The organism is Nonomuraea sp. B1E8, from assembly GCF_039871515.1.
In the GTDB taxonomy this organism is placed as follows: Bacteria; Actinomycetota; Actinomycetes; order Streptosporangiales; family Streptosporangiaceae; genus Nonomuraea.
Genome location: NZ_JBDPLS010000007.1, coordinates 164,029 through 189,278 on the forward strand (window position 1 = coordinate 164,029; position 25,250 = coordinate 189,278).

General features: G+C 67.8%; 24 protein-coding genes. 14 read left to right on the top strand and 10 right to left on the bottom strand.

The annotated features are described in order from the left end of the window. Window positions 1–10 precede the first annotated feature (10 nt). The 3 genes from ABGA98_RS23905 to ABGA98_RS23915 all read left to right on the top strand — a co-directional run bounded on the left by ABGA98_RS23905 (window position 11) and on the right by ABGA98_RS23915 (window position 3,470). Window positions 11–988 carry a hypothetical protein gene (locus ABGA98_RS23905; protein WP_347620618.1) on the top strand — a complete coding sequence of 326 codons (978 nt, stop codon included), beginning with the start codon at window positions 11–13 and terminating at the stop codon, window positions 986–988. 606 nt (window positions 989–1,594) lie between these two features. Beyond that, entirely contained in the window at window positions 1,595–2,716 is a 1,122-nt protein-coding gene (locus ABGA98_RS23910) for a hypothetical protein (protein ID WP_347620619.1), read from the top strand. Window positions 2,717–2,744: 28 nt separating this feature from the next. Then, window positions 2,745–3,470 carry an alpha-ketoglutarate-dependent dioxygenase AlkB gene (locus ABGA98_RS23915; RefSeq protein WP_347620620.1) on the top strand — a complete coding sequence of 242 codons (726 nt, stop codon included), beginning with the start codon at window positions 2,745–2,747 and terminating at the stop codon, window positions 3,468–3,470. Window positions 3,471–3,489: 19 nt separating this feature from the next. Here the strand turns inward: ABGA98_RS23915 and ABGA98_RS23920 are convergent, their stop codons facing one another. Together ABGA98_RS23920 and ABGA98_RS23925 are read right to left on the bottom strand one after the other, a co-directional pair. Beyond that, window positions 3,490–3,708, bottom strand: coding sequence for a hypothetical protein (locus tag ABGA98_RS23920; RefSeq protein ID WP_347620621.1), 219 nt, complete (start codon window positions 3,706–3,708; stop codon window positions 3,490–3,492). A 197-nt stretch (window positions 3,709–3,905) separates the two neighbouring features. Beyond that, window positions 3,906–4,313, bottom strand: a complete 408-nt coding sequence (locus ABGA98_RS23925; protein WP_347620622.1) for a tautomerase family protein — start codon at window positions 4,311–4,313, stop codon at window positions 3,906–3,908. A 127-nt stretch (window positions 4,314–4,440) separates the two neighbouring features. Between ABGA98_RS23925 and ABGA98_RS23930 the strand changes: the two genes are divergently transcribed. Next, window positions 4,441–5,124, top strand: coding sequence for a winged helix-turn-helix transcriptional regulator (locus ABGA98_RS23930; RefSeq protein ID WP_347620623.1), 684 nt, complete (start codon window positions 4,441–4,443; stop codon window positions 5,122–5,124). 26 nt (window positions 5,125–5,150) lie between these two features. Then, window positions 5,151–5,624 carry an MFS transporter gene (locus ABGA98_RS23935; RefSeq protein WP_347620624.1) on the top strand — a complete coding sequence of 158 codons (474 nt, stop codon included), beginning with the start codon at window positions 5,151–5,153 and terminating at the stop codon, window positions 5,622–5,624. Between the two features lie 32 nt (window positions 5,625–5,656). Here ABGA98_RS23935 and ABGA98_RS23940 read toward each other — a convergent pair whose 3' ends face one another. Further along, window positions 5,657–7,039, bottom strand: coding sequence for a serine hydrolase domain-containing protein (locus tag ABGA98_RS23940; RefSeq protein WP_347620625.1), 1,383 nt, complete (start codon window positions 7,037–7,039; stop codon window positions 5,657–5,659). A 130-nt stretch (window positions 7,040–7,169) separates the two neighbouring features. Between ABGA98_RS23940 and ABGA98_RS23945 the strand changes: the two genes are divergently transcribed. Continuing rightward, window positions 7,170–7,922 (top strand): TetR/AcrR family transcriptional regulator, encoded by a 753-nt coding sequence (locus ABGA98_RS23945; protein ID WP_347620626.1) that lies wholly within the window; start codon window positions 7,170–7,172, stop codon window positions 7,920–7,922. 222 nt (window positions 7,923–8,144) lie between these two features. On the opposite strand, the gene ABGA98_RS23950 is transcribed toward ABGA98_RS23945, so the two are convergent. After that, on the bottom strand, window positions 8,145–9,944 hold the full coding sequence (locus ABGA98_RS23950) for an alkyl sulfatase dimerization domain-containing protein (protein ID WP_347620627.1): 1,800 nt from the start codon (window positions 9,942–9,944) through the stop codon (window positions 8,145–8,147). A 707-nt stretch (window positions 9,945–10,651) separates the two neighbouring features. Between ABGA98_RS23950 and ABGA98_RS23955 the strand changes: the two genes are divergently transcribed. The 3 genes from ABGA98_RS23955 to ABGA98_RS23965 all read left to right on the top strand — a co-directional run bounded on the left by ABGA98_RS23955 (window position 10,652) and on the right by ABGA98_RS23965 (window position 14,602). Next, window positions 10,652–11,284 (top strand): helix-turn-helix domain-containing protein, encoded by a 633-nt coding sequence (locus ABGA98_RS23955; protein ID WP_347620628.1) that lies wholly within the window; start codon window positions 10,652–10,654, stop codon window positions 11,282–11,284. A gap of 615 nt (window positions 11,285–11,899) precedes the next feature. Beyond that, a complete protein-coding gene (locus tag ABGA98_RS23960; protein ID WP_347620629.1) occupies window positions 11,900–13,294 on the top strand; it encodes an FAD-binding protein in 1,395 nt (464 codons plus the stop codon). A gap of 51 nt (window positions 13,295–13,345) precedes the next feature. Then, window positions 13,346–14,602 (top strand): erythromycin esterase family protein, encoded by a 1,257-nt coding sequence (locus ABGA98_RS23965; protein WP_347620630.1) that lies wholly within the window; start codon window positions 13,346–13,348, stop codon window positions 14,600–14,602. Window positions 14,603–14,828: 226 nt separating this feature from the next. Here ABGA98_RS23965 and ABGA98_RS23970 read toward each other — a convergent pair whose 3' ends face one another. The 6 genes from ABGA98_RS23970 to ABGA98_RS23995 all read right to left on the bottom strand — a co-directional run bounded on the left by ABGA98_RS23970 (window position 14,829) and on the right by ABGA98_RS23995 (window position 20,032). Then, window positions 14,829–15,863, bottom strand: coding sequence for a hypothetical protein (locus tag ABGA98_RS23970; protein ID WP_347620631.1), 1,035 nt, complete (start codon window positions 15,861–15,863; stop codon window positions 14,829–14,831). Between the two features lie 100 nt (window positions 15,864–15,963). Further along, window positions 15,964–16,722, bottom strand: coding sequence for an SDR family oxidoreductase (locus ABGA98_RS23975; RefSeq protein WP_347620632.1), 759 nt, complete (start codon window positions 16,720–16,722; stop codon window positions 15,964–15,966). Next, entirely contained in the window at window positions 16,719–17,489 is a 771-nt protein-coding gene (locus ABGA98_RS23980; protein ID WP_347620633.1) for an aldolase/citrate lyase family protein, read from the bottom strand. Before ABGA98_RS23980 ends, ABGA98_RS23975 begins: the two co-directional genes overlap by 4 nt. Before the next feature lie 3 nt (window positions 17,490–17,492). Further along, the gene (locus ABGA98_RS23985) at window positions 17,493–18,386 is read right to left on the bottom strand and encodes an ABC transporter permease (protein ID WP_347620634.1); all 894 of its coding nucleotides are present in this window, start codon (window positions 18,384–18,386) and stop codon (window positions 17,493–17,495) included. 14 nt (window positions 18,387–18,400) lie between these two features. Continuing rightward, window positions 18,401–19,189 carry an ABC transporter ATP-binding protein gene (locus ABGA98_RS23990; RefSeq protein ID WP_347620635.1) on the bottom strand — a complete coding sequence of 263 codons (789 nt, stop codon included), beginning with the start codon at window positions 19,187–19,189 and terminating at the stop codon, window positions 18,401–18,403. A gap of 63 nt (window positions 19,190–19,252) precedes the next feature. Beyond that, on the bottom strand, window positions 19,253–20,032 hold the full coding sequence (locus ABGA98_RS23995) for a helix-turn-helix domain-containing protein (protein WP_347620636.1): 780 nt from the start codon (window positions 20,030–20,032) through the stop codon (window positions 19,253–19,255). Window positions 20,033–20,227: 195 nt separating this feature from the next. Here ABGA98_RS23995 and ABGA98_RS24000 point away from each other — a divergent pair, with 195 nt between their 5' ends. The 5 genes from ABGA98_RS24000 to ABGA98_RS24020 all read left to right on the top strand — a co-directional run bounded on the left by ABGA98_RS24000 (window position 20,228) and on the right by ABGA98_RS24020 (window position 25,246). Then, window positions 20,228–21,118: a DUF6282 family protein gene (locus ABGA98_RS24000; protein WP_347620637.1), complete on the top strand. Its 891-nt coding sequence runs from the start codon at window positions 20,228–20,230 to the stop codon at window positions 21,116–21,118. Between the two features lie 87 nt (window positions 21,119–21,205). After that, the gene (locus tag ABGA98_RS24005; RefSeq protein WP_347620638.1) at window positions 21,206–22,072 is read left to right on the top strand and encodes a hypothetical protein; all 867 of its coding nucleotides are present in this window, start codon (window positions 21,206–21,208) and stop codon (window positions 22,070–22,072) included. 33 nt (window positions 22,073–22,105) lie between these two features. Further along, a complete protein-coding gene (locus ABGA98_RS24010; protein WP_347620639.1) occupies window positions 22,106–23,179 on the top strand; it encodes an ABC transporter substrate-binding protein in 1,074 nt (357 codons plus the stop codon). Next, window positions 23,180–24,157, top strand: a complete 978-nt coding sequence (locus tag ABGA98_RS24015; protein WP_347620640.1) for an LLM class flavin-dependent oxidoreductase — start codon at window positions 23,180–23,182, stop codon at window positions 24,155–24,157. It abuts the gene before it with no gap. Window positions 24,158–24,163: 6 nt separating this feature from the next. After that, the gene (locus ABGA98_RS24020) at window positions 24,164–25,246 is read left to right on the top strand and encodes an ABC transporter substrate-binding protein (protein WP_347620641.1); all 1,083 of its coding nucleotides are present in this window, start codon (window positions 24,164–24,166) and stop codon (window positions 25,244–25,246) included. Window positions 25,247–25,250: the final 4 nt, after the last annotated feature.

Sequence of the window (25,250 nt, forward strand, 5' to 3'; positions counted from 1 at the left end):
CGGTGTGGCCATGGGTAGTCGCGCACAATATGCCACCATGCAGGACGGCACCCTCGGGCTCTACTACTCGCAGTGGGGCGCCCACCAGCTCGAACTCGACCTCCTGCCCGGCCCTGAACCCGCAACCCGGTTCGCCCGCCGACAGCGTGAGGTGAGCTCATGGATGTGGGAGCTCGAATGCGACGGTGCATGTCTGATCGACCATGACGAACGGCGACTGCTGCTGTTCTGTCACTGCGGCGCCGATCAGAGCTATCGGCTCGCGGCCTTGGCGACGCTCGCCCGTACCTGGCCCGGCTGGCGGGTGGAGTGGGCCTATGACGGCCTTCAGCAGCTCAAGGTGGCAGTCGGCCACGCCACCGACCTCGCCGCCGTGACAGGCCCTGGGGATCCACGGGCGGGCGAAGAATGGTGCGACGTGCTGGTCACCGTGATCCACCAAGGTCAGACACGGGCCCACCTCGTAGACTCGGCCGAATCGGTCATCCGCAGCGGGGCGAGGAGCCTGGACGACCACCGCTCTGCCTGGCCGACGATCACGTCCTGCCCCGGCAAGGTCGTCGCCGGTGTCCACCTCGACCTCGATGAGCAGACCGCCGGTGTCTGGACCTCCTCCACGTTGCGCGGTGCCCTGTGGAACGTGGGGCAGGGGTGGCCTGGCTGGCACTGGTCGAACTGGGAGGACAGGTCAGCCGAGCAGGCGCGCCGGGTCGCCGGAGCCCTCACCGTGCCGGAGCCGGATCTCGCGGAAGGTCTGCGTGCTCTCGCCGCGGAGTTCGACAAGCATCAGGACGTGGACTCCGCCACCGAGTCGGCCTCCCTCCTGCTCGCCTTCACCGACCTCCTGCTCGCCGGTGCCAAGGCGTCGGGGCTCCAGGCCCGCGTCCACACAGACAACGCCTTCACACACCGCCCCATGGATCTGACCGGCGAGGAGAAGGCCTTGGTCCACACCGCAATCGCCGGCCTCATGACGTCGCCCCGGTGAACGGGTCCAGCCGAGATGCGGGAAACCGGCAATGAGCCGATCTTGACGCCCCGCCGGCTTGCCGTCCGACACGAACAAGGAAGAGCTCTCAAACTGATCACGCCTGACCGCTGACCATACGCCTGCCCGCGGAAGGGCGGCCACTGCCGGGTCGGCCAGCGCGGCCCGGCAGTGGACAACGTCGGGCGCCCGGCGACTCCGCGGCGCTCGCCCGTGCCGCTCAGCGCAGCCAGGCCGAGTTTCTCGCCGTCGTCGCCGACCCCAAGTGGGGTGTCGTCTCCGCCGAAGACCTCGCGACACCCTCGTGGACATGATCGTCGGCAAAGGGCGAGATCGGCCGGGACATCATCGGACACGCCGCGTCCGTAGGCGGGCAGGGTGTGCGATGAGGTGCCGGCATGGGCCAGGTCGGTGAGGACGTTGTTCGATACAGTAGGACCGTATTGTCAACTCTCCATCGTGCGTATCGCGGATTCGAATAGCAGGTACGGTTCCATGCACACAACAGGACGAAAAGTTGCCCGTATCGAGGATGCGAGCAACTTCTTGGTCGTGTCATCGGCTTTACGGCGAGATGATGACCTGATCCGGAATTTCTGCGGGTCCGTGATCAGTCTGGACGACTTTCTCTCCGGCTCGCCCGACTTGAGGCAGAAAACCGTGTACCTGTGTGGCGACATATCCAGGATCAGCGGCTACGAGCCCGATGCGGCCGCGCGGGTGTTCGTTGTCCGGGAGCTTTCGTACGGTTACGACGAGGAGGCTGACCAGCCTTGGCAGCTTGTGGACCTCGGACAGGTTCCCATCCGCGTACACGGCGTCGGCGTGTACTATCGGCGCTTTTTCGGCCTCGGCTCCGACCACTTCAGCCGGATCTGTTCGGAGCACGCATTCCAGTCCCTCACGGAGTCCACCAAGTCCGGTACGGCCCATCGCACCGGAATCTATCTGACCCCCGTGACGCGAGTCGGTGACGAACTGCACTTCCGCCTGCTCCGGTGCTCCACGAACCTCTCGGGGCCGACCGAGAACTTCTCTGCGACAGACTCGCAGATCGTCGAGGCCCTGAACCACGTGGCCGCCTCTATATTCCGGGACCACGCTCCGCTGAATCACGTCCTCGCGCAGATATACCACAACACCCCGGCCGGCGCCGAGCGCAAGCAGTCCAAGGCCAAGATCTCGGCCCACGCCGACAAGACCAAGGACATGCCCGTCAACGGCATCATGGCCTTCTGCACCTTCTACGACCGGTTCGACAAGCTGCGCCCCTTGGCCGAAGACACCTTCGACCACGGTCTGAACGGTGTCAGCGGCCTGACCAAGCTCCACTTCCGACTCAAAGAGCCGGCCGAAGGCCGCGCCGAGTCCGCGCTTCCCCAGCAGTTCACCCTCACCCTGTATCCCAACTCCGTCTTCTTCATGCCGTTGTCCACCAACCGGCTGTACACGCACGAAATCCGGCCGTCGACACTGGACGCCGAGTTGCTCCCGATCCGCTTGGGCTACGTGGTTCGCTGTTCGAGTGCCGAAGCCGTTCACAAGAACGGTCACACGTTCCTTAAGAGAGACGGCAATGTGGCGAAGCTGGAACCACCCACCCCCGAGGGCATGAACGAGCTGCGCAAGCTGTACGCCGAGGAGAACAAGACCCAGTCCTTCATCGATTACGGCGACGGGTTTCTCTTCAGCATGAACACGGGAGACTACCTTGCCCCCCGAACATAGGACGCTGGACGAGTTCCGCTCGTACACTTTGCCCACCGAACGCGATCTTTTCGGTGAGCTGTGCGGATCGGCGCGGTTCGAAGACGTGGGAAAGGGGCGGTCGGGGGCTGTCCTGGTCAAGGTTGACGAGACGGGTGACGTACCACTCGTACGCACCACCACCCGATACGGCGCTCCGGCGCAACGTTTCCGGGCGGTGCACGAGTGGCTGGCCCAGCGGATCCAAGAAGGTGCGGCGCCGGCTGCCGGCTTCAACAACGCTCTCATCGAGATCTACACGAACGCCTACACGACCATGGGCAGCCATTCCGACCAGGCCATCGACCTGGCGGACGAGTCGTTCATCGCTGTGTTCTCCTGCTACGAGCATCCCGAGGTGAACCCGCCGAGGAAGCTGATCGTCGAATCGAAGGAGTCCGGCGGTGAGAATGTCGAAATCCCCTTGACCCACAACAGTGCCGTCGTGTTCTCCGTGGACATGAACCGGCGACACAGGCACAAGATCGTATTGGACAAGCCCTCCCATCCGGCCGAGAACCGTTGGTTGGGCGTGACCTTCCGAACGTCGAAGACCTTCGTGCGGTTTCGCGACGGGCAGACCTATTTCCCGGACGGTGCACGCCTTACCCCGGCCGACGACGAACAGAGGCGCGAGTTCTACCAACTGCGGCGCCGTGAGAACCAGGAGACGGACTTCACCTACCCCATGCTTACGTACACCATCAGCGAGAGCGATCTGATGCCGCCCGTCTGATGATTCCTGTTCCACGCCATCAGGCGACTTCGCTGGTAGGCGATCTGTTGCCGGCTCCGCGCAGAACCTGATCGCCGTCGATCCGGCGCGGGGCGTTCGGCCGGTTGCCGGGGGAGCGGCGGTCACCGACCAGGCCGAGGAGGCGATCCTGCGGCACACCAACCTGGTCGCCGAGGAGGTGCCCGTGCACCGGCTGATCCAGGAAGGAGCCGCCGTGGACGTAGCTGGCCTCGGCCACGAACAGCTCGAACCGGACTTCTCGCTTCCGGTACCCCTGTGGCCGTCGTCGCTCGGCGAAGGCCGCGCGCCACCTCGGTCGCGGCGGCCATGCACGAACGTGCTCGTGAGCGTGACGGACCTGCCGCCCCGTCCATGGAGGAGCGCTCGCCGTCGGACGGTACGGCGGGACCGGTCGACCGGTCCCGCCGTCCGTTCTCAACGGTTCAACTGCTCCATCAGTCCGACGATCTGGGGGTCGTCGGACTGGAGACGGCCGTGGAATCCCACGTTCTCCAGCGGGTAGTGGTTGATCATGACGAGGAGCTCGTCCGTATTGGCGATGCCCTGATAGGCCGCAGCCACTGCGTCCTGGATCCGCTTGACCAGCACCCTCCTCGCGTCGAGATCACGGAGTTCCGGCACCTCCAGGAAACAGACCGGCCGGATGTCCTCGGCCTCCGAGAGACCATCCTGGGCGACGTTCGCGCCAGGGTGCTCGCGCACGAATATTCGCACGTCAGGAACGTGGTACGTGTCGGAGAGCGCCTCGGTGACTGTTCGCATCAGCTCGCGCTTGGCGTCGGGCCGGATCCCTTGTGGGCCTTCGATGAAGATCAGGGGCACGGTGGCCACCTTTCCCGGTCGAGTACCTCCCGCGGTTGGGAGGCCTGTGGTTGAACAATAGAACTAGATGATTGGAAAAAACAACTTACCGCATGGACTGTTGAATCGGCGCGGTAGGATCGAGGGCATGGTAGGGAGGCGCAAATACGATGACGGGTGCGCGGTGGCGCACGGGCTCGACCTGGTCGGCGAGCGTTGGGCCCTGCTGATCGTGCGCGAGTTGCTGCTCGGCCCCAAGCGATTCACCCATCTGAGAACCGGGCTGCCCGGCGCCAGCCCGGACATGCTGTCCCAGCGGCTCCGCCAGCTCCAGGAAAGCGGTGTCGTCCGCCACCGCCAGCTCCCCCCGCCGGCGGGCGTTCCCGTCTACGAACTGACCGAGTGGGGGATGGGGCTCGAGCCGGTGGTGACCGGGCTCGGGCGTTGGGCGGGAGGTTCTTCGTCGCTGCCGCTCGACGCCCCGATCGGCGTCGACTCGCTCATTCTGTCGTTGAAAGCGTTGTTCGATCCCGGGCAGTCCGGCGATGTCGAGATCAGGGCAGCGGTACGGCTTGGCGGGGACGAGTTTCGCGTCATGGTCACCGGCGGCGAGATCGCCATCGCCCGTGGCACGCTCGAGCACCCCGACGTCACCCTCGATACCGACACGGCCACGCTCGCCTCGCTGCTGAGAGGGGTGCGTTCTCCCGAAGAAGCGGTGGTCGGTGGTGACCTCCGTGTCGACGGCGGCATGGACACGGCGGGGAGGTTTCTTGCCCTCTTCCGCCGGGCCGTCCCGCCCACTAGCCCCGAGGCGACGAGAGCGGAGTAGTTCACCAGGCGATTCACCCTCCGGCCATGCTGGCCGATCAGAGCGCCAGACCCTGGCTGGTCTACTCGGCGGCCATGCTGCTGTTCGGCGTGTGCCTGGCCGGGGTGGTGCTGACGCTGGGCAACGCGCCGCTGTTCGTCCCGCTGGCCGCGGTCGGCGGATGCTGCGGCCCGCTCGTGACCGGCGGCCTGTCCAGCGGGCTCGACGACCTCGTCGCTCCGGGAACGCAGATGCGCGCCCGTGCTCTGGACTCGGCGAGCTACAACGTCGCGGAACTGGCCGGGCCGCCGGCCGCCGCGACCTTGGCCACCCTGCTTTCCGCCACCGCCGTCGTCCTGTTCATCGCGGGGATGCTCGCGCTGGCCGGCCTGCTGGCGCTGTTGCTCCCGCTGCGGCCGCGTGCTGTGCGGAAAGCAGGTGTCCTGTCCGACCTGCGGGCCGGGCTCGCCGTCGTGCCGCGGCTCTCGACGCAGCACCCCGGCTCTCCGGGCAGGAGCTGATCGGAGCCGGGGCGATGCTGGGGCGGTCGACGTCAGGCGATCTTGGGCGTGCAGCGCATGCTGACGTACACGCAGGGAGTGCCGTTGGTCAGAGTGGAGAACACCACCGGGATGTAGGTCTCGCCGAAAGGCCCGCCGGAGGCGGCGAACACCGTCTGCGACACCGGCGTCAGGTTCGCCTCCAGCGGTGCGGAGAAGCCCTTCATACCGTCCACGAACTCATACCGGATGCGTGCGGCTCCGTCGTCTTCTTGGGTGATGGTGGTGAGGACGCCCTCGCGCCTGTAGGCGCCCACCAGCTCCGTCATGTCCACCTTGGGCGGGGTCGCCGCCGGGGCGAAGGGAGGCGGAATGCGCACCCCGGCCAGCTCGTCCAGTAGGTCGGCGACCAGATCGACGTACAGTCGGCTGAAGTCACCGCCGTTGGCCAGCAGGACGACGGCCACGCCCGCGTGCGGGATGACACGCAGGTAGGAGTGCTGGGTGACGGCGCTGCCGTCGTGGCCGTAGCCAGGAATGCCGTTCCAGTCGTGCAGGGTCCACCCCAGGCCCCAGCCGTCGGCCGACATCGACCACTTGTCCGGGCTGTCAACCTCGCGGCGCTGCATCGCGGCGACGGTGTCGGCGGACAGGACGCGGGTTCCGTCGGCGGCGAGGCCGCCGTCCAGGTGCATCTTGGCGAACCGGGCGACATCGCCGGCCGAGACGATGACCCTGCCGTACGGCCCAGCCGAGCGCGGCATCAGGTCCCAGACCGGTGCCGGCTCGGGGTCCTGTCCGGGTTCGCCCTGGTGGCCCATCGCCACGCGGAAGCGCAGCGCCTCCTCCGGCAGCGTTATCGAGTGCTCAAGCCCGAGCGGGGTGAAGAGCAGGTCTTTGAGCGCCTGATCCCAGGTCTTGCCGGTCAGCACCTCGATAACGCGGCCCAGCACGACGTAGCCGAGACCGCCGTAGGAGATCGCCGTTCCGGGCGGGCAGTCCAGTGCCACCTGCCTGGCCGCCTGAACGTACTTGGCCAGGCAGTCGTCACCACGCCCACTGTCGTAGTTGAAGTCGTTGGTTACCCCGCCGGTGTGCGACAGCAGCTGCCGGATGGTGATCGTCTTGGTGGCCCGTGGATCGGGGGTGGCGAACTCCGGCAGCACGCTGACGACCGGCGCGTCCAGATCCAGGGCGCCGGAGTCGACCAGCTGCATCACCAGCGTTGCGGTGTAGGCCTTGGCCAGCGAGCCGGCCAGAAACACCGAGTCGGTCGTCACTTCCACCCCTGTGCCCCGGTGCAACACACCGCTGGCCAGTTCGTGAATGTTTCCACCGGTCAGCACGGCCAGGGAAGCTCCCGGCACGTGATGGGACGCGCGCAGCTCATCGAGCCTGGCCTGCCAACGGTCACCATCGAATCGTGGTGAAGACATGAAGAGGTTCCCTCCAAAGACTCACTTGCCGCACAGCGTTCTGCTCGCCGTACACTGTACGGGTATCGAACGATGGTGGCAAAGCCGTACACTGTGCGGGGAGGGTGGCCGTGAGATACGAGGAGAGCGCATGCCAGCCGGCAAGCAGGTGTTCCCATCGGTGTGGACTCGTGTGCAGCAGCAACGGCGGGAGCAGCCGGCCCTGAGCCGGGAGCAGATCGTGTCCGCGGCGCTTCAGTTGCTGGACGCCGAGGGCATCGACGCCCTGAGCATGCGTAAACTCGGCGCCCTCCTGAACGCCGGGGCCACCTCGATGTACACCCATGTGACCAACAAGAACGAGCTGATCGAACTCGTCGTGGACAAGGTCTACGGCGAGGTCCAGGTGCCGAGCACCGGCGACGCGGCGGGCTGGCGGGCGGCCATCACCGGTTGCGCCCGCAGCATGCGCTCAACGCTTCTGCGCCACTCCTGGATCGTCTCCGTGCTCGGGGAGTCAGGCCTCGCCTACCTAGGGCCGAACATGCTGCGGCTGACCGAGGCCATGCTCGCGGTGTTCGAAGAGGCGGGCTTCTCACTCGAAGCGGCAGACCAGGCCCTGAACACCGTCGTGGCCTACGTCATCGGGATCTCGACCAGCGAGGCCGCGTGGCTGACCATGCTCGCCCGCAGTGGTCAAAGCGAGCAGGAGTGGGCTGACCGCCTGTGGCCGGTCGCCGAACAAGCCGTCAAGGACTACCCGCGGCTGCGAAAACTCTACGCCGCCCAGCGCCTCCAGAACCATGGCGGCATCCGCGACGACGACTTCGATACCGGGCTGGACTGCGTCCTGCATGGTTTGGTCACCCGCTTCGCTCCCACCGCCGTTCGCGGCGACGACTGAGTTCGCCACCATGCGGAAACCCAGCCGACGAGCGCGGCGCGGTGGCTCGTTCTTCAGGTGATGCCGGAGCACCGGCGTCTCACGGCCCAGCCGGTGGCATCTATCAACCGCTGCCTCACCAGCAGGCGGAAGCGGTCCGTGCACCGGTGAGCTCTCCTGTTCGACTTCGTGCGTTGTCGGTGAGGGTCAGCCCGATGGCGACTGTCGGTGTTCTCCTGCGGCTTACGGGGTGACGATCGCGAACGGGGGAGCCGGGTCGTCCAGCACCGCCAGCAGGCGGTTCCAGGCGTTCATGTCGCCTTCGTGCTGAATATCGTCGGCCGCCCGGTCGGTGAGCAGCCCGAGGAGCCGCTGCTTGGTGAGCGTGAGCGTCAGGTCCACCTGCCCCGGTGGCGGATCGGCCTGCTGGATGAGTGCGCCGTTGGACAGGGTGGTGCGATAGCGCCGGTCCAGGTCCGTCAGGTGCCAGTCGATGGCCAGGCTCTCCTGCCAGGCCCGGGGCCCGTCGACGCGGATGGCCAGGGAGTCGAAGATCTGCTCCATGGACAGGGCGCCGAGCATCTCCGGCGAGGTGGTGTCCAGATCCGCGGGTACCACATCGCCGGTCAACTCCAGCGCGCCGACCAGGTAGAAGTTACGCCAGGTGCCGTTTTCGGCGCCGTGCCCGAGCCGGGTGTAGACCTCGGCGAGCATCGTGCGCGCCCGCTGGTCGCCGGCGTCGGCGAAGACGGCGTGGTTGAGCAGAGAGGCGGCGAACCGCAGGTCACCGTCGTCGAGATAGCGGCGGGCATAAGACAGGACGCCCTCCCTACCGCCCATGCACTCGACGTAGCGGCGGGCCTGCTCGACGGGCGGGTGCTCCCACAGGTGGGCCGGGTTGCCGTCGAACCAGCCCAGGTAGCGCTGGTAGATGGCCTTGACGTTGTGGCTGACCGAGCCGTAGTAGCCGTGGGTGTGCCAGGCCCGCTCCAGGGCGGGCGGCATCCGCAGCTGCTCGGCGATCTCGGCTCCGGTCAGGCCCCTGTTGAGCAGGCGCAGCGTCTGGTCGTGCAGGTAGGCGTACATGTCGCGCTGCTGGGACAGGAACGCCACGATGTTCCGCCCGCCCCAGGTGGGCCAGTGATGGGAGGCGAACACCACGTCGGCCCGGTCGGCGAACAGGGCGATCGCCTCGGTCAGGTAGCGCGCCCAGGTGCGGGCGTCGCGCACCACCGCGCCCCGCAGCGTGAGGATGTTGTGCAGGTTGTGGGTGGCGTTCTCGGCCATGCACAACGCCCGCCGGTCGGGGATGAGGAAGTTCATCTCCGCGGGCGCCTCGGTGCCGGGGGTGAGCTGGAAGACGATCCGGACGCCGTCGAGGGTTTCCTCCTGACCGGTGTGCGTGACGTCCTTGGTGGGCGGGATCAGGGAGATGGTCCCGGTGGAGGTGGTCATGCCCAGGCCGGCGCCGATCTGTCCTTCCGGTGAGCGTGGCAGGCCCGGCCCGTACATGTAGGTGGCGCGGCGATTCATCGCGGTGCCGGCGTAGACGTTCTCCGACACCGCGTGCTCCATGAACCCGGCCGGCGCCACGATCGGCACGTCGCCGTCGGTGACGCCGCGCACGCCGCCGAAGTGGTCGGCGTGCGAATGGGTGTAGACGACCGCGGTGACCGGACGGTCTCCGCGCTGCTCCCGGTAGAGCTTCAGGCCGGCCGCGGCGCACTCGACCGACAGCAGCGGATCGATCACGACGACGCCACGTTCGCCCTCGATCAGCGTCATGTTCGACAGATCCAGGCCGCGGACCTGGTAGATGCCGTCCGTGACCTCGTACAGGCCCTGCTTGACGCACAACTGACCCTGCCGCCACAGGCTGGGGTGCGCGGTGTCCGGGCACGTCTCGTTCAGGAAGCCGTAGGAGGCGGTGTCCCACACGACGCGGCCATCGGCCGTTCTGATCACTCCGAGGTCGAGCGCGGCCAGGAAACCACGGTCGGCGGCCTCGAAGTCCGCCCGGTCACCGAAGGGAAGGTCTGCCATGACAACGACCTTCCCTTCGGTGAGGCCGCCGCACGGCCACGGCCGCTACCTTCACCCGCCCGTGAACATCTCTTTTTACCTCCGGCCGGGTGGCCGCGTAGGTGTCGGCAAGCGAGAACAGCTTGGCCACCACCGGTATGGACAGCAGCGCGCCCACCGGGCCGAACAACGCCGCGCCCAGCAGCATGGCAACAGGCGCGCGATCCAGCGGCGCAGGCGAGGGCCGTCGGCGGAAAGGTAGAAGGCCAGCAGCAGGATGGTGACCAGTCTGGTCTCTGCTCTGGATGTGGAATGGCCCTTCAACCGTTTTCCGGGGATGTCGGAAGCCGAAAGTACGTACTGTGCGAACTGGGCCGAGTCGCGTTTCCCGTGACCTGTCACGTGACAACCGGAAATACGGTTGCGGTCCGTTCAGATAATCGACTACAAAGAGGTGATAAATCCTACGTGGCGTGATGTTTGATCGACGAGGAGCAATGCCAGCACATGTAGCAGCGGACTTCGAGCAAGCGCGATTCCCTCGAGCCGTTGGCACGCCGCACCCGAGGCTCGGCCCTTTCCTCGCTCGCGCGTACGCCGGCTATGACGGGCCCTCCCGGGGTGACCACATGGTGCGCCCCGCGACCGCCTCTGTCTCTTTGATTGTCAAGATCCGTGACTCCGCCCACCGGCCTCCGGCATTCGTCAACGGCGGTCACGGTCGGTGCGTGATCATCGAAGGGGCCTGTGCCCCGGCGTATCTGGAGGTGCGGTTGGCGCCCTTGGGGGCGTACACCATGCTGGGCATCCCTCTGAGCGAACTGAGTGCCGGCATCGTGGATCTGCGTGAAGTGTTCGGCGGGGAGGACAGCGAACGGCTGCTGGAGCAGGTGCGTGCGGCGCCCACCTGGGATCTTCGTTTCCGGCTCATGGACGATCATCTGCTGCGGAGGGCGCAGGCCGGGCCGCATGCGGCTCCCGAAGTGGCTTTCGCCTGGCAGCGGCTGCTGGCCAGCAACGGCACCGCGCCCATCAAGGCCATCGCCGCCGAGGTCGGGTGGAGCCACAAACACCTGATCACCATGTGCAAGCAGCAGGTAGGGCTGACGCCCAAGACGATCGCGCGGCTGGTGAGGTTCAATCGGCTGCTGTCCTGCCTGAACGACTCGACAATGCCGAGCTGGCGTCAGCTCGCGGCCGAATGTGGCTACGCCGACCAAGCGCATCTTGCTCGCGACTTCCGCGAATTCACCGGAACCACCCCCGGCGGTTTCTTCGACGACGCGCGCCCAGCCGATCGTGTCCACGACATCCAGGACCACCTCGTGCCGGTCGCCTACCAGGGCACCCACGGCCCCTGACGCCGTAGCCACGGAGCGCCGGTCGGTGGTGCGGGCATGCGACGGATTTCTGACCTCACCGTCGGCGCTTCGCCTGCAGCCGTCCAGTCATCGCCGAAATACGTACACAGATATCGCACACCCTCTCCGTCGCGGCGTCGTAAGGCCGACCCCCAGGCCACGAGAATCGATTGATGCGACACAGAGCAGGGGTGAGAAAGGCTATCGCCGGACCATGGCGAGATTATCGCGGCCACGAAGTTCGGCCTGCGTTATGGTGACGCTTCTTTCCGCGTCGACAGTTCGGCGGAATGGGCACGAAGCCCGCCGATAGATCCTGCGCCCGCGGCCAGGCCGGCCAGCGCACATGTGGCGATGGCCGTGGCTGGACCGAGGTGGTCCGCGAGCAGGCCGCCTGCCAGAATTCCGGCGCCTTGGGCGGCGATGAGTCGCTGGACAGCAGCCCCACGGCCTGGCCGCGCTGGGATTCGGGGATGATCCGCACATACGATCAGCGGCACGGTGGACAAGACCGCCAGCGGAGCCAGGAGCCGGATGCGTCACCCATGCACAGCACGGACGCGCGGGAGTGGTTAATTACGTTCAAGACAGGCTGGAACCGTTGAGCCTACGGTGATGCGGCACACGTACGACCGGCTGTATTCGGGGGCTGATATGGACAAGGAGCAGTGGCCGGACGCCACTGTCGGGACCGTGGAGTTCGACTTCGATCCGGAAACCGTCGAGGCCGCGGCTGAGGATTTCGGCCATCTGGTGAGGCGGCGACCCGCTGCCGTACACCGGCCGGCATCCACCCAGGATGTCGCCAGAGCGGTGCGCTGGGCGGTCCAGCGGCGGATGCCGCTGGCGGCCCGAGGCCAGGGCCATTCGGTTTATGGTCGAGCGCAGGCGGAGAACGGCCTGGTCATCGACATGACAGGGCTCGACGCCGTGCACGCCGTCGAGCCTGACCGCGTGATCGTGGACGCCGGCGCGACCTGGCAGCACGTGTTGGAAGCCACGCTTCCCCACGGACTCACCCCTCCCGTGCTCACCGACTATCTGGCCCTGTCGGTGGGAGGGACGGTGTCCGTGGGCGGACTCGGGGGTACGACGTTCCGCTCCGGGTTCCAGAGCTGCAACGTCATCGAGCTCGAGGTGGTGACAGGCCGGGGGGACATCGTCACATGCTCGCCGAACCGGCATCCCGAGCTCTTTCACGCCGTACGCGCCGGGCTGGGCCAGTTCGGGATCATCACCAGGGCTGTGCTACGGCTCCAGCCCGCCCCGGAACGCGTCCGGCTGCACACCCTCTTCTACCCCGACGCCCGGGCCATGACGGCCGACCAGCGCCGCCTGCTCGCCACGGGGCAGGTCGACTACCTGGAGGGCGCGATCCGACCCCATCCGTCGGGCTGGGAGTTCGTGATCGAGACGGCGGTCGGGTATGCCGCCGACTCGCTTCCCGACGACGACGCGACGCTCGCCGGCCTCTCCGACGACCGTGCCCGGGCGGAAAGCGCCGACATGTCGTACGTCGAGCTCTACCAGCGGTTGAGCAAGCTGGAGGTGCACTTGCGCGCGGTGGGGGCATGGCACGATCCGCACCCCTGGCACAACTCCTTCCTTCCTGACCCGGTCACGGACGAGGTCGTCGCGGACCTGCTCACCGCCTTGAGGCCGGAGGACCTGGGTGAGTTCGGCCGTGTTCTGCTATATCCCATAGCGCCGGGTCGCGCGGACACGCCGTTGTTGCGGCTGCCGGAAGGGGGGATCGCCTTCGTCTGCAATCTCATCCGCTTCCCGGCCAACGATCCTGCTCTGGTGGACAGGCTGGTCAAAGCCAACCGAGCGGTGTACGACCGGGTCCGCGCCGCCGGCGGTTACGGCTATCCCGTCAGCGCCGTCGCGCTCACGCAGGCTGACTGGAAGGAGCACTTCGGTCCCTTGTGGCCCACGATCGAGCAGGCGAAGGCCTCCTTCGACCCTGGCCACCTCCTGTCGCCCGGGCAGGGCATGTTCTCTCGATGAGGATCCGCACGTACTCCCCGCACCGTCAACCCGTGAAACGAGCAACCCGCAATGCCTGATACCCGACCGCTCGCCGGCGTGGTCCCCCTGACGACCCTCGATCCGGACGCTCCGCTTGACGATCTGGAGCCACTACGTGACATCATCGGCGACGCCCGGGTCGTCGCGATCGGGGAGAGCGCACACTTCGTCGACGAGTACAACCTGGCCAGGAAACGCATCCTGCGCTTCCTCGCCGAACGATGCGGGTTCACGGTCTTCGCCTACGAGTTCGGTTTCAGCGAAGGTCTCGCGCTGGCCCCGTGGATCCAGGGCGCGGGCGGCGACGCCGATCTCGCCACGATCAGCGCGACGGCCGACACCTGGGGCACCGGTGACCTGTTCAGGTTCATCCGCCGGCACAACGGCACTTCGCACCATCCGGTGCGCTTCGTCGGCATCGACGTCCCCGAGGCCGGCGGGTCGTTGCTACCCGCGTTGGTCCCCGTGATCGCATACCTGCGGACTGTGGACGCGGACATCGTGCCCCTGGCGGAGTCGGCGGCCGGAATCGCCGAGCGGATCGCGGGCGGGTCCGGGGCGTCGGCCGCTCCGGCGTGGGAGAAGCTCGGCAGCGCTCGGCAGGACGAGTTGACCGCCGCGCTGGCGAGGCTGCGGTTGCGGTTCCGCGCGCTGGAACCCGTCTACGTCTCACGCAGCGACCAGCGCGGCTACGACACCGCCCTGTGGCAGTTGGAAAGTGCGGTCCGCACCGACTACATACTCCGGGCCGGGGCGGCCTTGTTCGCGGGGGCGGCCCTGCCCGCGGACCTGTCGATCAGGGACCTGTACATGGCTGAATCGGTGCAATGGTACCTCGCGCACGCCGAAGCGGGCACCCGCGTCGTGCTGGCCGCGCACAACAACCACATCCAGAAGCACCCGGTGGCCTTCGGTGGCCCGGTCGTGAGCCTGCCCATGGGGCAGCACCTGCACCGGATGCTGGGGGAGGACTATTTCGCGCTGGCGCTCACCAGCACGGCCGAGCACACCGTCGAGATGTATCCCGATGCGGACGCCGCCCTCGGCTTCACGATCGGTGAGGCCCGGCTCGGCCCGCCCGGGCAGGGAAGCGTCGAGGCGGCCGCCCTGGGTGCCGGCATCGACCTGGGCCTGGTCGACCTGCGTCGTGCCCGGCACGACGACCGGTTCCGCGACCTCACCCACATCCGTACACAGAGTGCGACCATGACCATGCCTGTAGCCGACGCCTTCGACGGCGTACTCATCACGCCCACGGTCACGATGCAACAAGGCCTCGGCCTCTGACGAGCCGGCGTGATCGTCGGTGCCTGGCTTCGCCGTCAAGGAACAGTGCTCGCCTGACGAGCCTTCGGGGACTCCGTCCGGGCCGGCCGCCCGGAGTGGCTCCAGCGGGCTGTTTCTCCTGCTACGAGCAGCCCCAGGTGAACCTGCCGAGGAAGCTGATCGTCCGCCGACAGACGCGCCGTGGGACAGGCCCAGCAGGTACGGGTCGGCGACCGGGTTGCGGACCTCACACGTGCAGGACGGTGACCTGGCGGCCGGACGGGGTGGTGGTCTGCTCGAAGCCGCCTCGTTCCTTCCAGGGTGGGGCTTCGGGGCGGCGGTCGAAGATGACCAGGACGCCGGTGGGCAGGGTGAGGCGGTCGAGGTAGCGGTCGAGCTGGGCCAGGCCCTCGGGCTCGGGGTCGTCCGCGCCGGGTCGCCAGACCTTGAGTTCCATGGCTTCGCGTTGCATCAGATGTTCGCCGTCGGGGCCGGGGTAGGGCCAGCGTACGAGTACGTCGAGGCGTTCGGTGCCGGCGGCGTATTCGTGGTCGAGGTGGCCGCCGCCGTTGACCAGGCGGTGCAGGAAGGCCATGAGGATGATCTGGCAGGCGGCTTCGTGGTAGCCCTCCTGCTGGATGAGGACCTCGCCGTGTTCGCGCCAGAACACGACGAACTCCTCCAGCAGGCGTGGCAGGTCGAACCGGCCGTCGGGGAGCACGAAGCTGTGCGGGTCGGCGCGTACGAACCGCTCGGTGCGGTCGCCCAGCACCCGGAGCAGGGCCTCCCGGTAGATGGGGTTGGCGATCTCCAGGTCTCTGGTCCCCCGGATGAGGCCGAGGTCGTGTACGTAGGAGGCGGCATGGTCGAAGGCGATGTCCGTGCCCGGCGACGTGCCGGCCACGATCGGTTCGATCACTTGCTTGACCTGGGGGTCGTGCAGCCGGGCCACGAGGGAGTCCAGGTGGGTGGCGCGCGCCCGGATCAGCCGCTCCTTCGCGTCCTCTACCTGCCTGTCGCCGATCGTCCCGGTCACCCTCATCTCGGTGATGATCTCATCAGCGAGGGCGTTGACCAGCCAGGGTTGTCCCTGGGTCAGCTCGAAGACCCGGTCCACCGCGTCCTTGGTGAACTCCTGGCCGGTCGCCTGGGTGTGCTGGCCGTACAGTTCGGCAATTTGATCGGCGGTGAAGTCGCCCAGGCGCAGCGATTTGCGGATGATGTTGAACGGGCTGGCCGCGTTGAACCGGTCAGGGGCACCGCCGGAGGCGGCCTTGGGCACGGCTGCGCCGAGCGCTTCGAGGATTCCGGCCGGATTGAAGGTGTCGCGCGTGCTATCGGCGCAGCGCAGCGCCCCGGTTGACCTGAAGGGCCGGGACGGATCACGCGTCGTCGTTGCGAGGCACGTCGAGGTGGGTGACGAGGTTGATGCCGCCGTCGACGTGGATCACCTCACCGGTGACGAAGGGGGCCTTGATGAGCGCCAGGACCATCGCTGCGACGTCGGATGGTTGCCCGAGCCGGCCCAGCGGTGTCATTGCCGCGGTGCGCGCCGCCCGCGTGGCGAGGCTGTCCGAGGTCAGTCGGGTCTGGAGCGGCCCCGGGGCGATCGCGTTCACCCGGACGTCCGGACCCACGGCCTTGGCCAGCAGCCTCGTCAGGTGGTCGAGCGCGGCCTTGCTGACGGAGTAGGGGATCGAGCTGCCGAGGGGGCGCGAGCCGCCCACCGAGGTGATGTTGATGATCTGGCCGCCGGGCTCCATGACCTTCACGGCGGCGACGGAGACCTGCCACGTCCCGACGACGTTGACGCCGAGGATCCGGTGCCAGTCGTCAGCGGTGATCGCATCAAGGTCGGCGTGGGGGACGGGTCGCGACACCCCGGCGTTGTTCACCAGCAGGTCGAGCCGGCCGTGTCGCTCCACGGCCGTCTCCACCAGGCGCACGGCGTCGGAGGGGTCGGCGATGTCGGCCTGGACGTAGCTCGCCCCCGGGAGCTGGGCCGCGAGCCGCTCACCGGCGTCGACTGAGGTGGCCGAGTTCACCACGACGGTGAAGCCGTCGGCCGCGAGCGCGCGGGCGATCCCTTCTCCGACCCCGGAGCTCGAGCCCGTCACGATGGCGACACGTGGCGCGCTCACCGGGCGACTCGCTCGGCGACGGGCGCTTTCAGCGCGTTCACGATCGCCCGGCCTCCGCCGGCGAGGATCGAGGTGTCGTTGCTGACCACCACGTAGTCGTAGCCCCGGGCCAGCGCGGCCCGGGCCTGGTCACTCGTGGCGGACGCGGTGCCGATCGGAACACCTGCGGCGGCGGCGGCCGCCAGCGCGGACGTGGCGAGCCGGTTCACCTCGTCGCTTCCCGCCGCGACGTCCATCGACATCGCGAGGTCGGCCGTCCCGACGAACGCGGCACCGATGCCGTCGAGGGCCAGGATCTCCCTCGTGTTCCTGATCGCCACCTCGCTCTCGAGCTGGACGACGCACAGGGCCTGCTCGTTGCCGTACTCGAGGTAGTCCGCCCGTGGCAGCAGCCCCCAGCGACCCGCTCGGCTGGTGCCGCCGGACCCGCGGTCGCCGCGTGGCGGGAAGCGGGTGGCCCGCACGACCGCCCCGGCCTGCTGAACCGTGTCGACGTGTGGCACGACCACACCGGCCGCGCCGGCGTCCAGGACCCGCTGGATCACGCTGAGGCCGTGGTCAGGCACCCTGACGAGCGGGTCCACCCCGAGGGCGCGGGCCATCGCGATGTGGGTCGAGGCGGCGCCCAGGTCCAGTGTCGTGTGCTCGAGGTCGATGACCACGAAGTCGAAGCCCGCGTGGGCCATGATCTCGACACTCTCGGGGCTGGAGAGCTTGATCCAGGTCCCGAGCGTGCCGCCGTTGATCCCGTTGCGCACCCGTGCCATGGCTCAGACCTCGCTGGCGGTGTCGGTGGGGGTGGCGGTCCAGAAGACCAGCCACTTGCCGAGCTGCACGACGACCGCGTGCAGTGCGATGCCGACGGCCGACAGCACGACGATCACCGCGAAGGTCCTGGCCACGTCCAGGGTGAAGTTGCTCGCCTGGATCAGGTAGCCCAGACCTTCGGAGCTGCCCACGAACTCCGCGACCACGGCGCCGGTCACGGACAGGATGACGGCGACCTCCAGTCCCGCGAAGATGTGCGGAAGCGCCGACGGGATCTGCAGGTGCCGCATGACCTGCATGCGGGACGCGCCGAAGGACCGGAGCATCTCGACCTGCTCGTAGGCGGCGGACCGGAATCCCAAGATGGCGTTGATGAGGAGGGGGAAGAACGCGATCAGGGCCACGGTCAACACCTTCGAGCTGATCCCGATGCCGAACCAGACGATCAGCAGAGGCGCCATGGCGACCTTCGGGATGGTCTGGGTCAGGATGAGCAGCGGGAAGAGCACGCGCTCCACCGTCCGGAACTGGGTGATGAGCACCGCGGAGACCAGTGCCGAGCCGACCGCGATGCCGAACCCGATCAGGATCTCCTTCAGGGTGACGATCGAGTGGGTCATCAGGCTGCCGTCCTGGAAGCCGTCGACCAGGGAGGCGGCGACGGCCGTGGGCGCGGGGACGAGGATGTTGGAGACGTCGAACATCTCCACGACGACCTGCCAGACCACCAACAGCCCGATGAACACCAGCACGCTGTAGGTGATCTCCGGTACTCGGCGGCGTCGGCGTCGGGCCGGGGTGTCCGAGTTCGTGGGCGCCTCCACCGGCACGGTCTCGCCGTCCGGGACGGCGAGTGCCTCTCGGTCGGCTGCATGGCGCTTGGTGTGGGTGGACATCAGGTCTCCTAGGCCTAGTGGGCGCTGTGCTCGGAGTCGAGCAGCTTGCGGATCTTCAGGACGATCTCGCCGAACTCGGGCGTGTTGATGTTCTCGAGCCGCCGCGGTCGAGGGAGCGCGACCTCGACGACGTCCGCCAACCGGCCGGGTCGCGGTGTCATGACCACGACGCGGTCGGCGAGGAGCACCGCTTCGGGGATGCTGTGCGTCACGAACAGCACGGTCTTGCGGTCCTGGTCCCAGATCTTCAGCAGGTCCAGTCCCATCTGGTCGCGGGTCATCGCGTCGAGGGCGCCGAACGGCTCGTCCATGAGCAGGATGCGCGGGTCGTGCATCAGGGCGCGGCCGATCCCGACCCGCTGCTGCATCCCGCCGGACAGCTCGTTGGGGTACCGGTCGCCGAACTCCTCCAGGCCGAGCATCACCAGTAGCTCGTCGGCCTTCGCGTGGGTCGCGGCGTCCCGGGCGTGGTGAAGGTCCGGCGACGTCAGCAGGTTCGTCCGCACGGTGCGCCATGGCAGCAGCAGCGGCTGCTGGAAGACCATCCCGAGCTGGTTGCGGTGGGTGTCCTCCGACGGCCCGAAGGTGACCTGTCCGGAGGTCTGGCGGGAGAGGCCCACGATGATCCGCAGCAGCGTGCTCTTGCCGCAGCCGCTGGGGCCGACGATGGAGATGAACTCACCGGCTCGGACGCTGAGGGAGACGTCGTCGAGAGCCTGGACGGTCCCGCCGGACTTCGTCGGGTAGAGCATGGACAGCGAGTCCAGGCGGATCACGCAGTCGGTGTCGGTGCTGGTCGGCATGTCTGTCATTCCTCACCTGATTCGAGCGCGCTGCCCGCGCCCCGGTTGTCGTGCTGGCAGCAGTCAGTCGGCCGCCTCGGGCCACGTGCCGCCCATCTCCTTGGTCAGCCGCTTGCAGGCGGCCTTCAACGCCGTGGCCTCTCGGGAGTCCAGCGCCTCCGGCAGCATCCGCTCGGTGCCGACGGCCGCGATCGTGGCGCAGATCCCGGTCGCCGCGAACACCGGCGCCGCGACGATGCAGATGCCGCGGTGGTTGACGTGGCTGCTCATGCCGGCCTGCCGGATCGCCTCGATACGACGGCGAGTCTCGGTGCGCTGGGGCTCGGGGAGGCTGCCGGTGAGCCGGTCGGCGTGGAACTGGTCGGGGAGGAAGGCCAGGAAGACCTTGGCCTGCGAGGAGTCCAGGGCGAGCTGCGAGCCCACGCGCACCGTCACCAGGGTGGGATGGTCGGCCTCCTCCACCAGCGAGACCACCGGGCCGGAGGTGCCCCACAGCGACAGCACGGTGCTGACCTTGATCTCGAGCGCGAGCTCGCGCATGTAGGCCGGCGCCATCTGCATGATGCGCTGCTGTCCCAGCATGAAGCTGCCGAGCTGCAGGATCGACCGTCCAGGACGGACGAGTGCGGAGTCCTCCACACGCTCGAGCAGGCCGGAGCTGATCATCGAGCTGAAGTAGCGGTGCACCGTGGTCCGGTTCAGACCGAGCCGGCGGGTGGTCTCCGCGACGGAGAGCTCCGGAGTCTCCGGATCGAACAGTCCGAGGATCTGCGCGGTCCGGCTCACCGCCTGGATGTCCTGCTCGCGAGCAGTCACCGGCTTGTCGACCTCGTACTCCGTCATCGGCCCCCCGTCTCGTTAAGTGTCCACAAAGAGTTCTCATAGTTCGTAGTACGGACAGAGAGTAAGTGTGCCCTGCGTCTCGCTGCAAGGTTTTGCTGGGGATTCGCAGCAGCGTTTTCCGAACGCGCCCTATTGACAGACCGGATAGCGAACTCACAGTCTGTGATGCGAACACCGCCGACGCCTGGAGACTTCATGACCGACACACCCGCCATCATCAAGCTGCTGAACGGCTGCGTTGACCTGCACTGCCATTCCGGCCCGAACCCGTTCCCCCGACGGATCGACCATGCCGAGGCCGGCAAGGACGGCGAGCGGCTCGGCATGCGGGGCGTGCTGGTGAAGTCCCACCACCACAACACCGTCATGGACCTGCTCGCGATGAGCGACCGGCTGGCGAAGATCAGCACCCCGGTCTTCGGCGGCATCACCCTGAACAGCATGGTCGGCGGCATCAACCCGCACGCGGTGGCCATGTCACTGCGCATGGGGGGCAAGGCCGTGTGGTTTCCGACGTTCTCGGCCGGCCGGCACATCGACTGCCATCCGGAGGGCGTCGGCTTCCCCACGGCGAGCGTCGAGGTGCCGTCGTCCCGGGTCGACGTCCACCAACAGAACGGCGAGCTCATCCCCGAGGTATACGAGGTGCTCGACCTGGTCAAGGAGACCGGCGCGATGGTGACCGGCGGGCACATGGAGACCGAGTCGATCACCCAGCTGTTCGCCGCGGCCAAGGACAAGGGCGTCACCCGGATGCTGCTCAACCATCCCGACTACGTCATCGGCGCGGACGAGGCGAAATGCCGTGAGCTGGTCGGCTACGGAGCGTTCATCGAGCACGAGACCGGTTTCTACGACCCCGAGGGGACCAAGAAGTGGGACCCGAGGCTCCTCCTGGACTGGATCGAGAAGATCGGCCCGGAGCACACCGTGATGGCCTCCGACCTCGGCCAGAAGGATCGGCCGCTGCCGGTGGACTCCTACATCCGCGTCGCGACCGCGCTGCTGGACCTCGGCCTGGACGAGAGGTCGCTGCGGCAGATCTTCTGCGACAACCCGGCCTTCCTGCTCGGCCTGGACGACTGAACCGGCATCTTGCTGCTGACCCGAAAGACGGCTACCAACCACCGAGTCTGCCGCAAGGCGACCCGCCAACACTGATGAGGACAGACGATGACCACCTTGGCCACCCCGCCCGACGTGGAGTTCTCCGACCTCGGTACGGGCGATCCCGACGAGACGACCCCTGGCGGATCGTCGACGTGGTACTTCCGCGGACACAACTTCGTGCTCGCTTACACGACGCTGGTCGCCGGCGACGTGCTGGAGCGGGATGATCAGCCGGACGAGTACGTCGTGATCCTCCCCTACGAGGAGTGCAGCGTCGAGGTCCGTGCGTCGCAGGAGGTCGCGTCGGTCTCGGGCAAGGCGGTGGTGATGGTCCCGCCGGGCAGCAGCGCGATCGCCGGCGTCGACGACTGCACCGTCGTGCGGCTGTTCAGCTCTCGGTCCACCGACCTGCTGGACAAGGCGCGCAACCGGAATTCGTACGCAGAGCCGCACCCGAACGTCAGGCCGTTCGAGCCGTGGCCGGACCCGCCGGAGGGGTATCGCATCCGGCCCTACCGGCTGGCCGACCTGAAGGTGACGCAGGACGCCGTCCGCCCTGGCCAGATCGTGCGGTGCAGCACCTTCATGGTCAACTTCCTGGCGCCCAGGATCGGTCCGCGTGATCCGAACACCCTCTCGCCGCACGACCACGACGACTTCGAGCAGTGCTCGCTCGCCGTGGAGGGGGAGTACGTCCACCACCTGCGGACCCCGTGGTCCAAGCGTCGCACCGAGTGGCGTGAGGACCGGCACCTGCGGTGCGGCAGTCCTTCGGTGGCCGTGATCCCTCCGCCCATGATCCACACCAGCGAGGCCGTGGGCTCGGCGACCAACCAGCTGATCGACATCTTCTGTCCGCCGCGTCTGGACTTCTCCCTGACGCCGGGCCGGGTGCTCAACGAGGACACCTACCCACTCCCCAACCAGTAAGAGGGCGGTTCCGTCGTGAAGACCAGACGAGCCATGAAAGTCGTGAGTGGTGCGCTCACCGTCCTGTGCGCGACAGCAATGCTGAGTGCGTGCGGTTCCGACAGCGAACCCGAGGCCTCGGCCAAGTCCGGCGGGCTGACGCCCGTGACGTTCGCGATGGCGTCCCCGAGCTGGAACGCCGGTTACGCGGTCATGGCCGTCGTGGAGGCCGAGGGCTTCTACGAGGAAGAGGGTCTGAAGGTCACGACCAACCTGTTCCCGTCGGCCACCCAGGCAGCGCAGCAGGTCGCCGGCGGCGGGGCCGACCTCGGCCTCATGACGGTCGAGCCCGTGGCCATCGGGCACGACAAGGACCTGGACCTGGCCTACTTCAGCTCCTACTGGGCGAAATGGATCTATAGCCTGCAGGTGCCGGACGGTTCGGACGTGAAGAGCATCGCCGACCTGAAGGGCAAGAAGATCGGAGTCTCCGCCGTCGCGAGCTCCGGCGCGACGTTCGCCCGGACCGCGATGAAGCTCAACGGGATGAGCGAGAACGCTGCCGGCCTGGTGCCGATCGGTGCCGGCGCCCAGCAGATCAACGCCATCAAGAGCGGCCAGGTCGATGCGCTGGCGCTCTGGGACATCCAGTACCAGAGCGTCAAGAACGCCGGCGTCACCCTGACGCCGCTTCCGGTCAAGGAGACGGCGGACGCGTGGGGCGGCGGCTTCGCGACGACCCGGGAGAACCTCGAGGCCAAGAAGGACGTCCTCGAACGGTTCGGTCGTGCGGTGGCGAAGGCGTTCGTCTTCGCCAAGGCCGACCCCGAGGCCGCGATCCGCGACCTGTGGAAGCTCCACCCGGAGACCCGCGGGTCCGACCCGGAGGAGAAGGCGCTGGCTGACGGGGTCAAGGTCCTCGAGGTCCGCCTGGACGGACAGGGCTTCGACGACAAAACCCTGGGCAGGATCGACGAGGCGGCGTTCACCCGTTCGCTCGACTTCATGGCCTCGGCCGGACTGATCAAGAAGTTCCCCGCGAAGGAGATCTACACCGACGAGATGTTCAAGGCGTTCAACGACTTCTCCTACGACGACGTCGTCAAGCAAGCAGAGAGCGCCGGCTGAATGCGGCTGGGGATCGCGCTCGACCTGAGCTCCCAGGAGCCGGTCCGCCCACAGGTGGATCGCGCGGTCACGATGCTCGCCCGCGCGGAGCAGCACGGTTTCGACTCCGCGTGGGCGGGGGAGAGCTATCACGCGGCCGCTCAGCCGTTCCACCTCCCGTCCGCCCTGATGGTCCTGGGACATCTGGCCGGACGGACGTCCCTGGCGCTGGGATCAGCGGTGCTGCTCCTGCGCGCGTACAGTCCGGAGAAGCTGGCCTACGAGGCCGCGCTGCTCGACCAGCTGTGCGGCGGGAAGCTCACCCTCGGCCTCGGGCTCGGCAGCCCGGAGGTCGCCCAACGGGTCGGGCTGCCCGCGTCAGGTCCGGCCGGCGCGGCCTTCGACGCCACGCTGAAGCTGCTGCGCGACGCCTGGTCCGCCGACGCGAGTGCCGATTCGCCGGTGGCGATCCCACCCCCGGTGCAGCGCGGCGGGCCGCGGATCCTGGTGGGCGGCAAGGTGGCTGCCTCGGCCCGTCGTGCCGCGACGCTCGCCGACGGATTCTACGGCGCGACGAACTACAGCGACGACCTGTTGATCAAGCAGTCGGCCGCCTACTGGTCATATCGCGGTGGGACGGGCGGAGTGGTCGCCACCACCAGGTTCTGCGTCGTCCACGAGGACGCCGCCACCGCCCGCGAGCTCGCCGCGCGCCACCTGAAAGCCGCGACCGGCTACTACACCGAGCGGGGCTTGTGGATGGGTGCGGACGGCCCCGCCGAGCTCGAGCTCCCCATGGTGGGCACGCCCGACGAGATCGACGCGACGATCGCCCGGTACGTCCGGGCGGGGGTCACGTCCGTCCAGCTGCGGGTCGCCCCGTTCGGCACGCCGCCGGAGGTCGCCCGCCACACGCTCGACCTGGTCGGGCGGCACGTCCTCCCGCACTGGCACGACACGACGACTTCCGACGCGATCACGAGCTTTGATGGGGAATGACCGACGATGACGAGACCACTCAAGAGCCTGACCGCCCTGTTCGCGGGCATCCTCATGGTGACCACGCTGAGCGCGTGCGGTTCGGAGGGGGGCGACCCGGCGGGCGGCGGCGACCTCGACACCGTCACGTTCGCCCTGAGCGCGCCCAGCTGGAACGCCGGGTACACCACCTTGGTGGTCCCCGAGGCCGAGGGCTACTTCAAGGACGAGGGGCTCGACGTCAAGGTCCAGCTGTTCCCCTCCGGCACGCAGTCGGCGCAGCAGCTGGCCGCCGGCGGCGCCGACATCGCACTGATGACCGGTGAGCCGGTCGCGATCGGTCACGCCAAGAACCTGGGCCTGGTCTACTTCGCGTCGTACTACCCGCACTGGATCTACAGCCTGCAGCTGCCCCAGGGCTCGGGTGTGAGGAGCATCGCGGACCTGGAGGGCAAGAAGATCGGGGTGACCGCGGTGGCCAGCTCGGGCGGGACGTTCGCCCGGACCGCGATGGAGCTCAACGGGATGAGCCAGAACGCTGCCCGCCTGGTGCCGATCGGTGCCGGCGCCCAGCAGATCAACGCCATCAAGAGCGGCCAGGTCGATGCGCTGGCCCTCTGGGACACCCAGTACGCGATCGTCGAGGACTCCGGGATCGAGCTCACCCCGTTGCCGGTGCCCCAGACCGCCGGCATCTGGGGCGGCGGGTTCGCGGCGACGCAGAAGACGGTCGACGAGAGGAAGGACGTCCTGGAGCGGTTCGGCCGCGCCATCGCGAAGGGCTTCGCCTTCGCCCAGGCCAACCCTGAGGCCGCGATCCGCGACCTGTGGAAGCTCCACCCGGAGACCCGGGGCACCGGACCGGAGAAGGACGCGATGGCGTCCCAGGTCAAGATCCTCCAGGTCCGGCTGGCCGACCAGGGGGTCGAGGACGACGACTGGGGCCGGATCGATCCGAAGGCGGCAACCGGGATGGTCGAGTTCATGGCGTCCGCCGGGCTCGTGGGCAAGGCGTTCCCGGCCACGGAGATCTACACGACCGACCTTCTCGACGCCATCAACGACTTCTCCTACGACGACATCCGCAAGCAAGCGAAGGACGCCTCCTGAGATG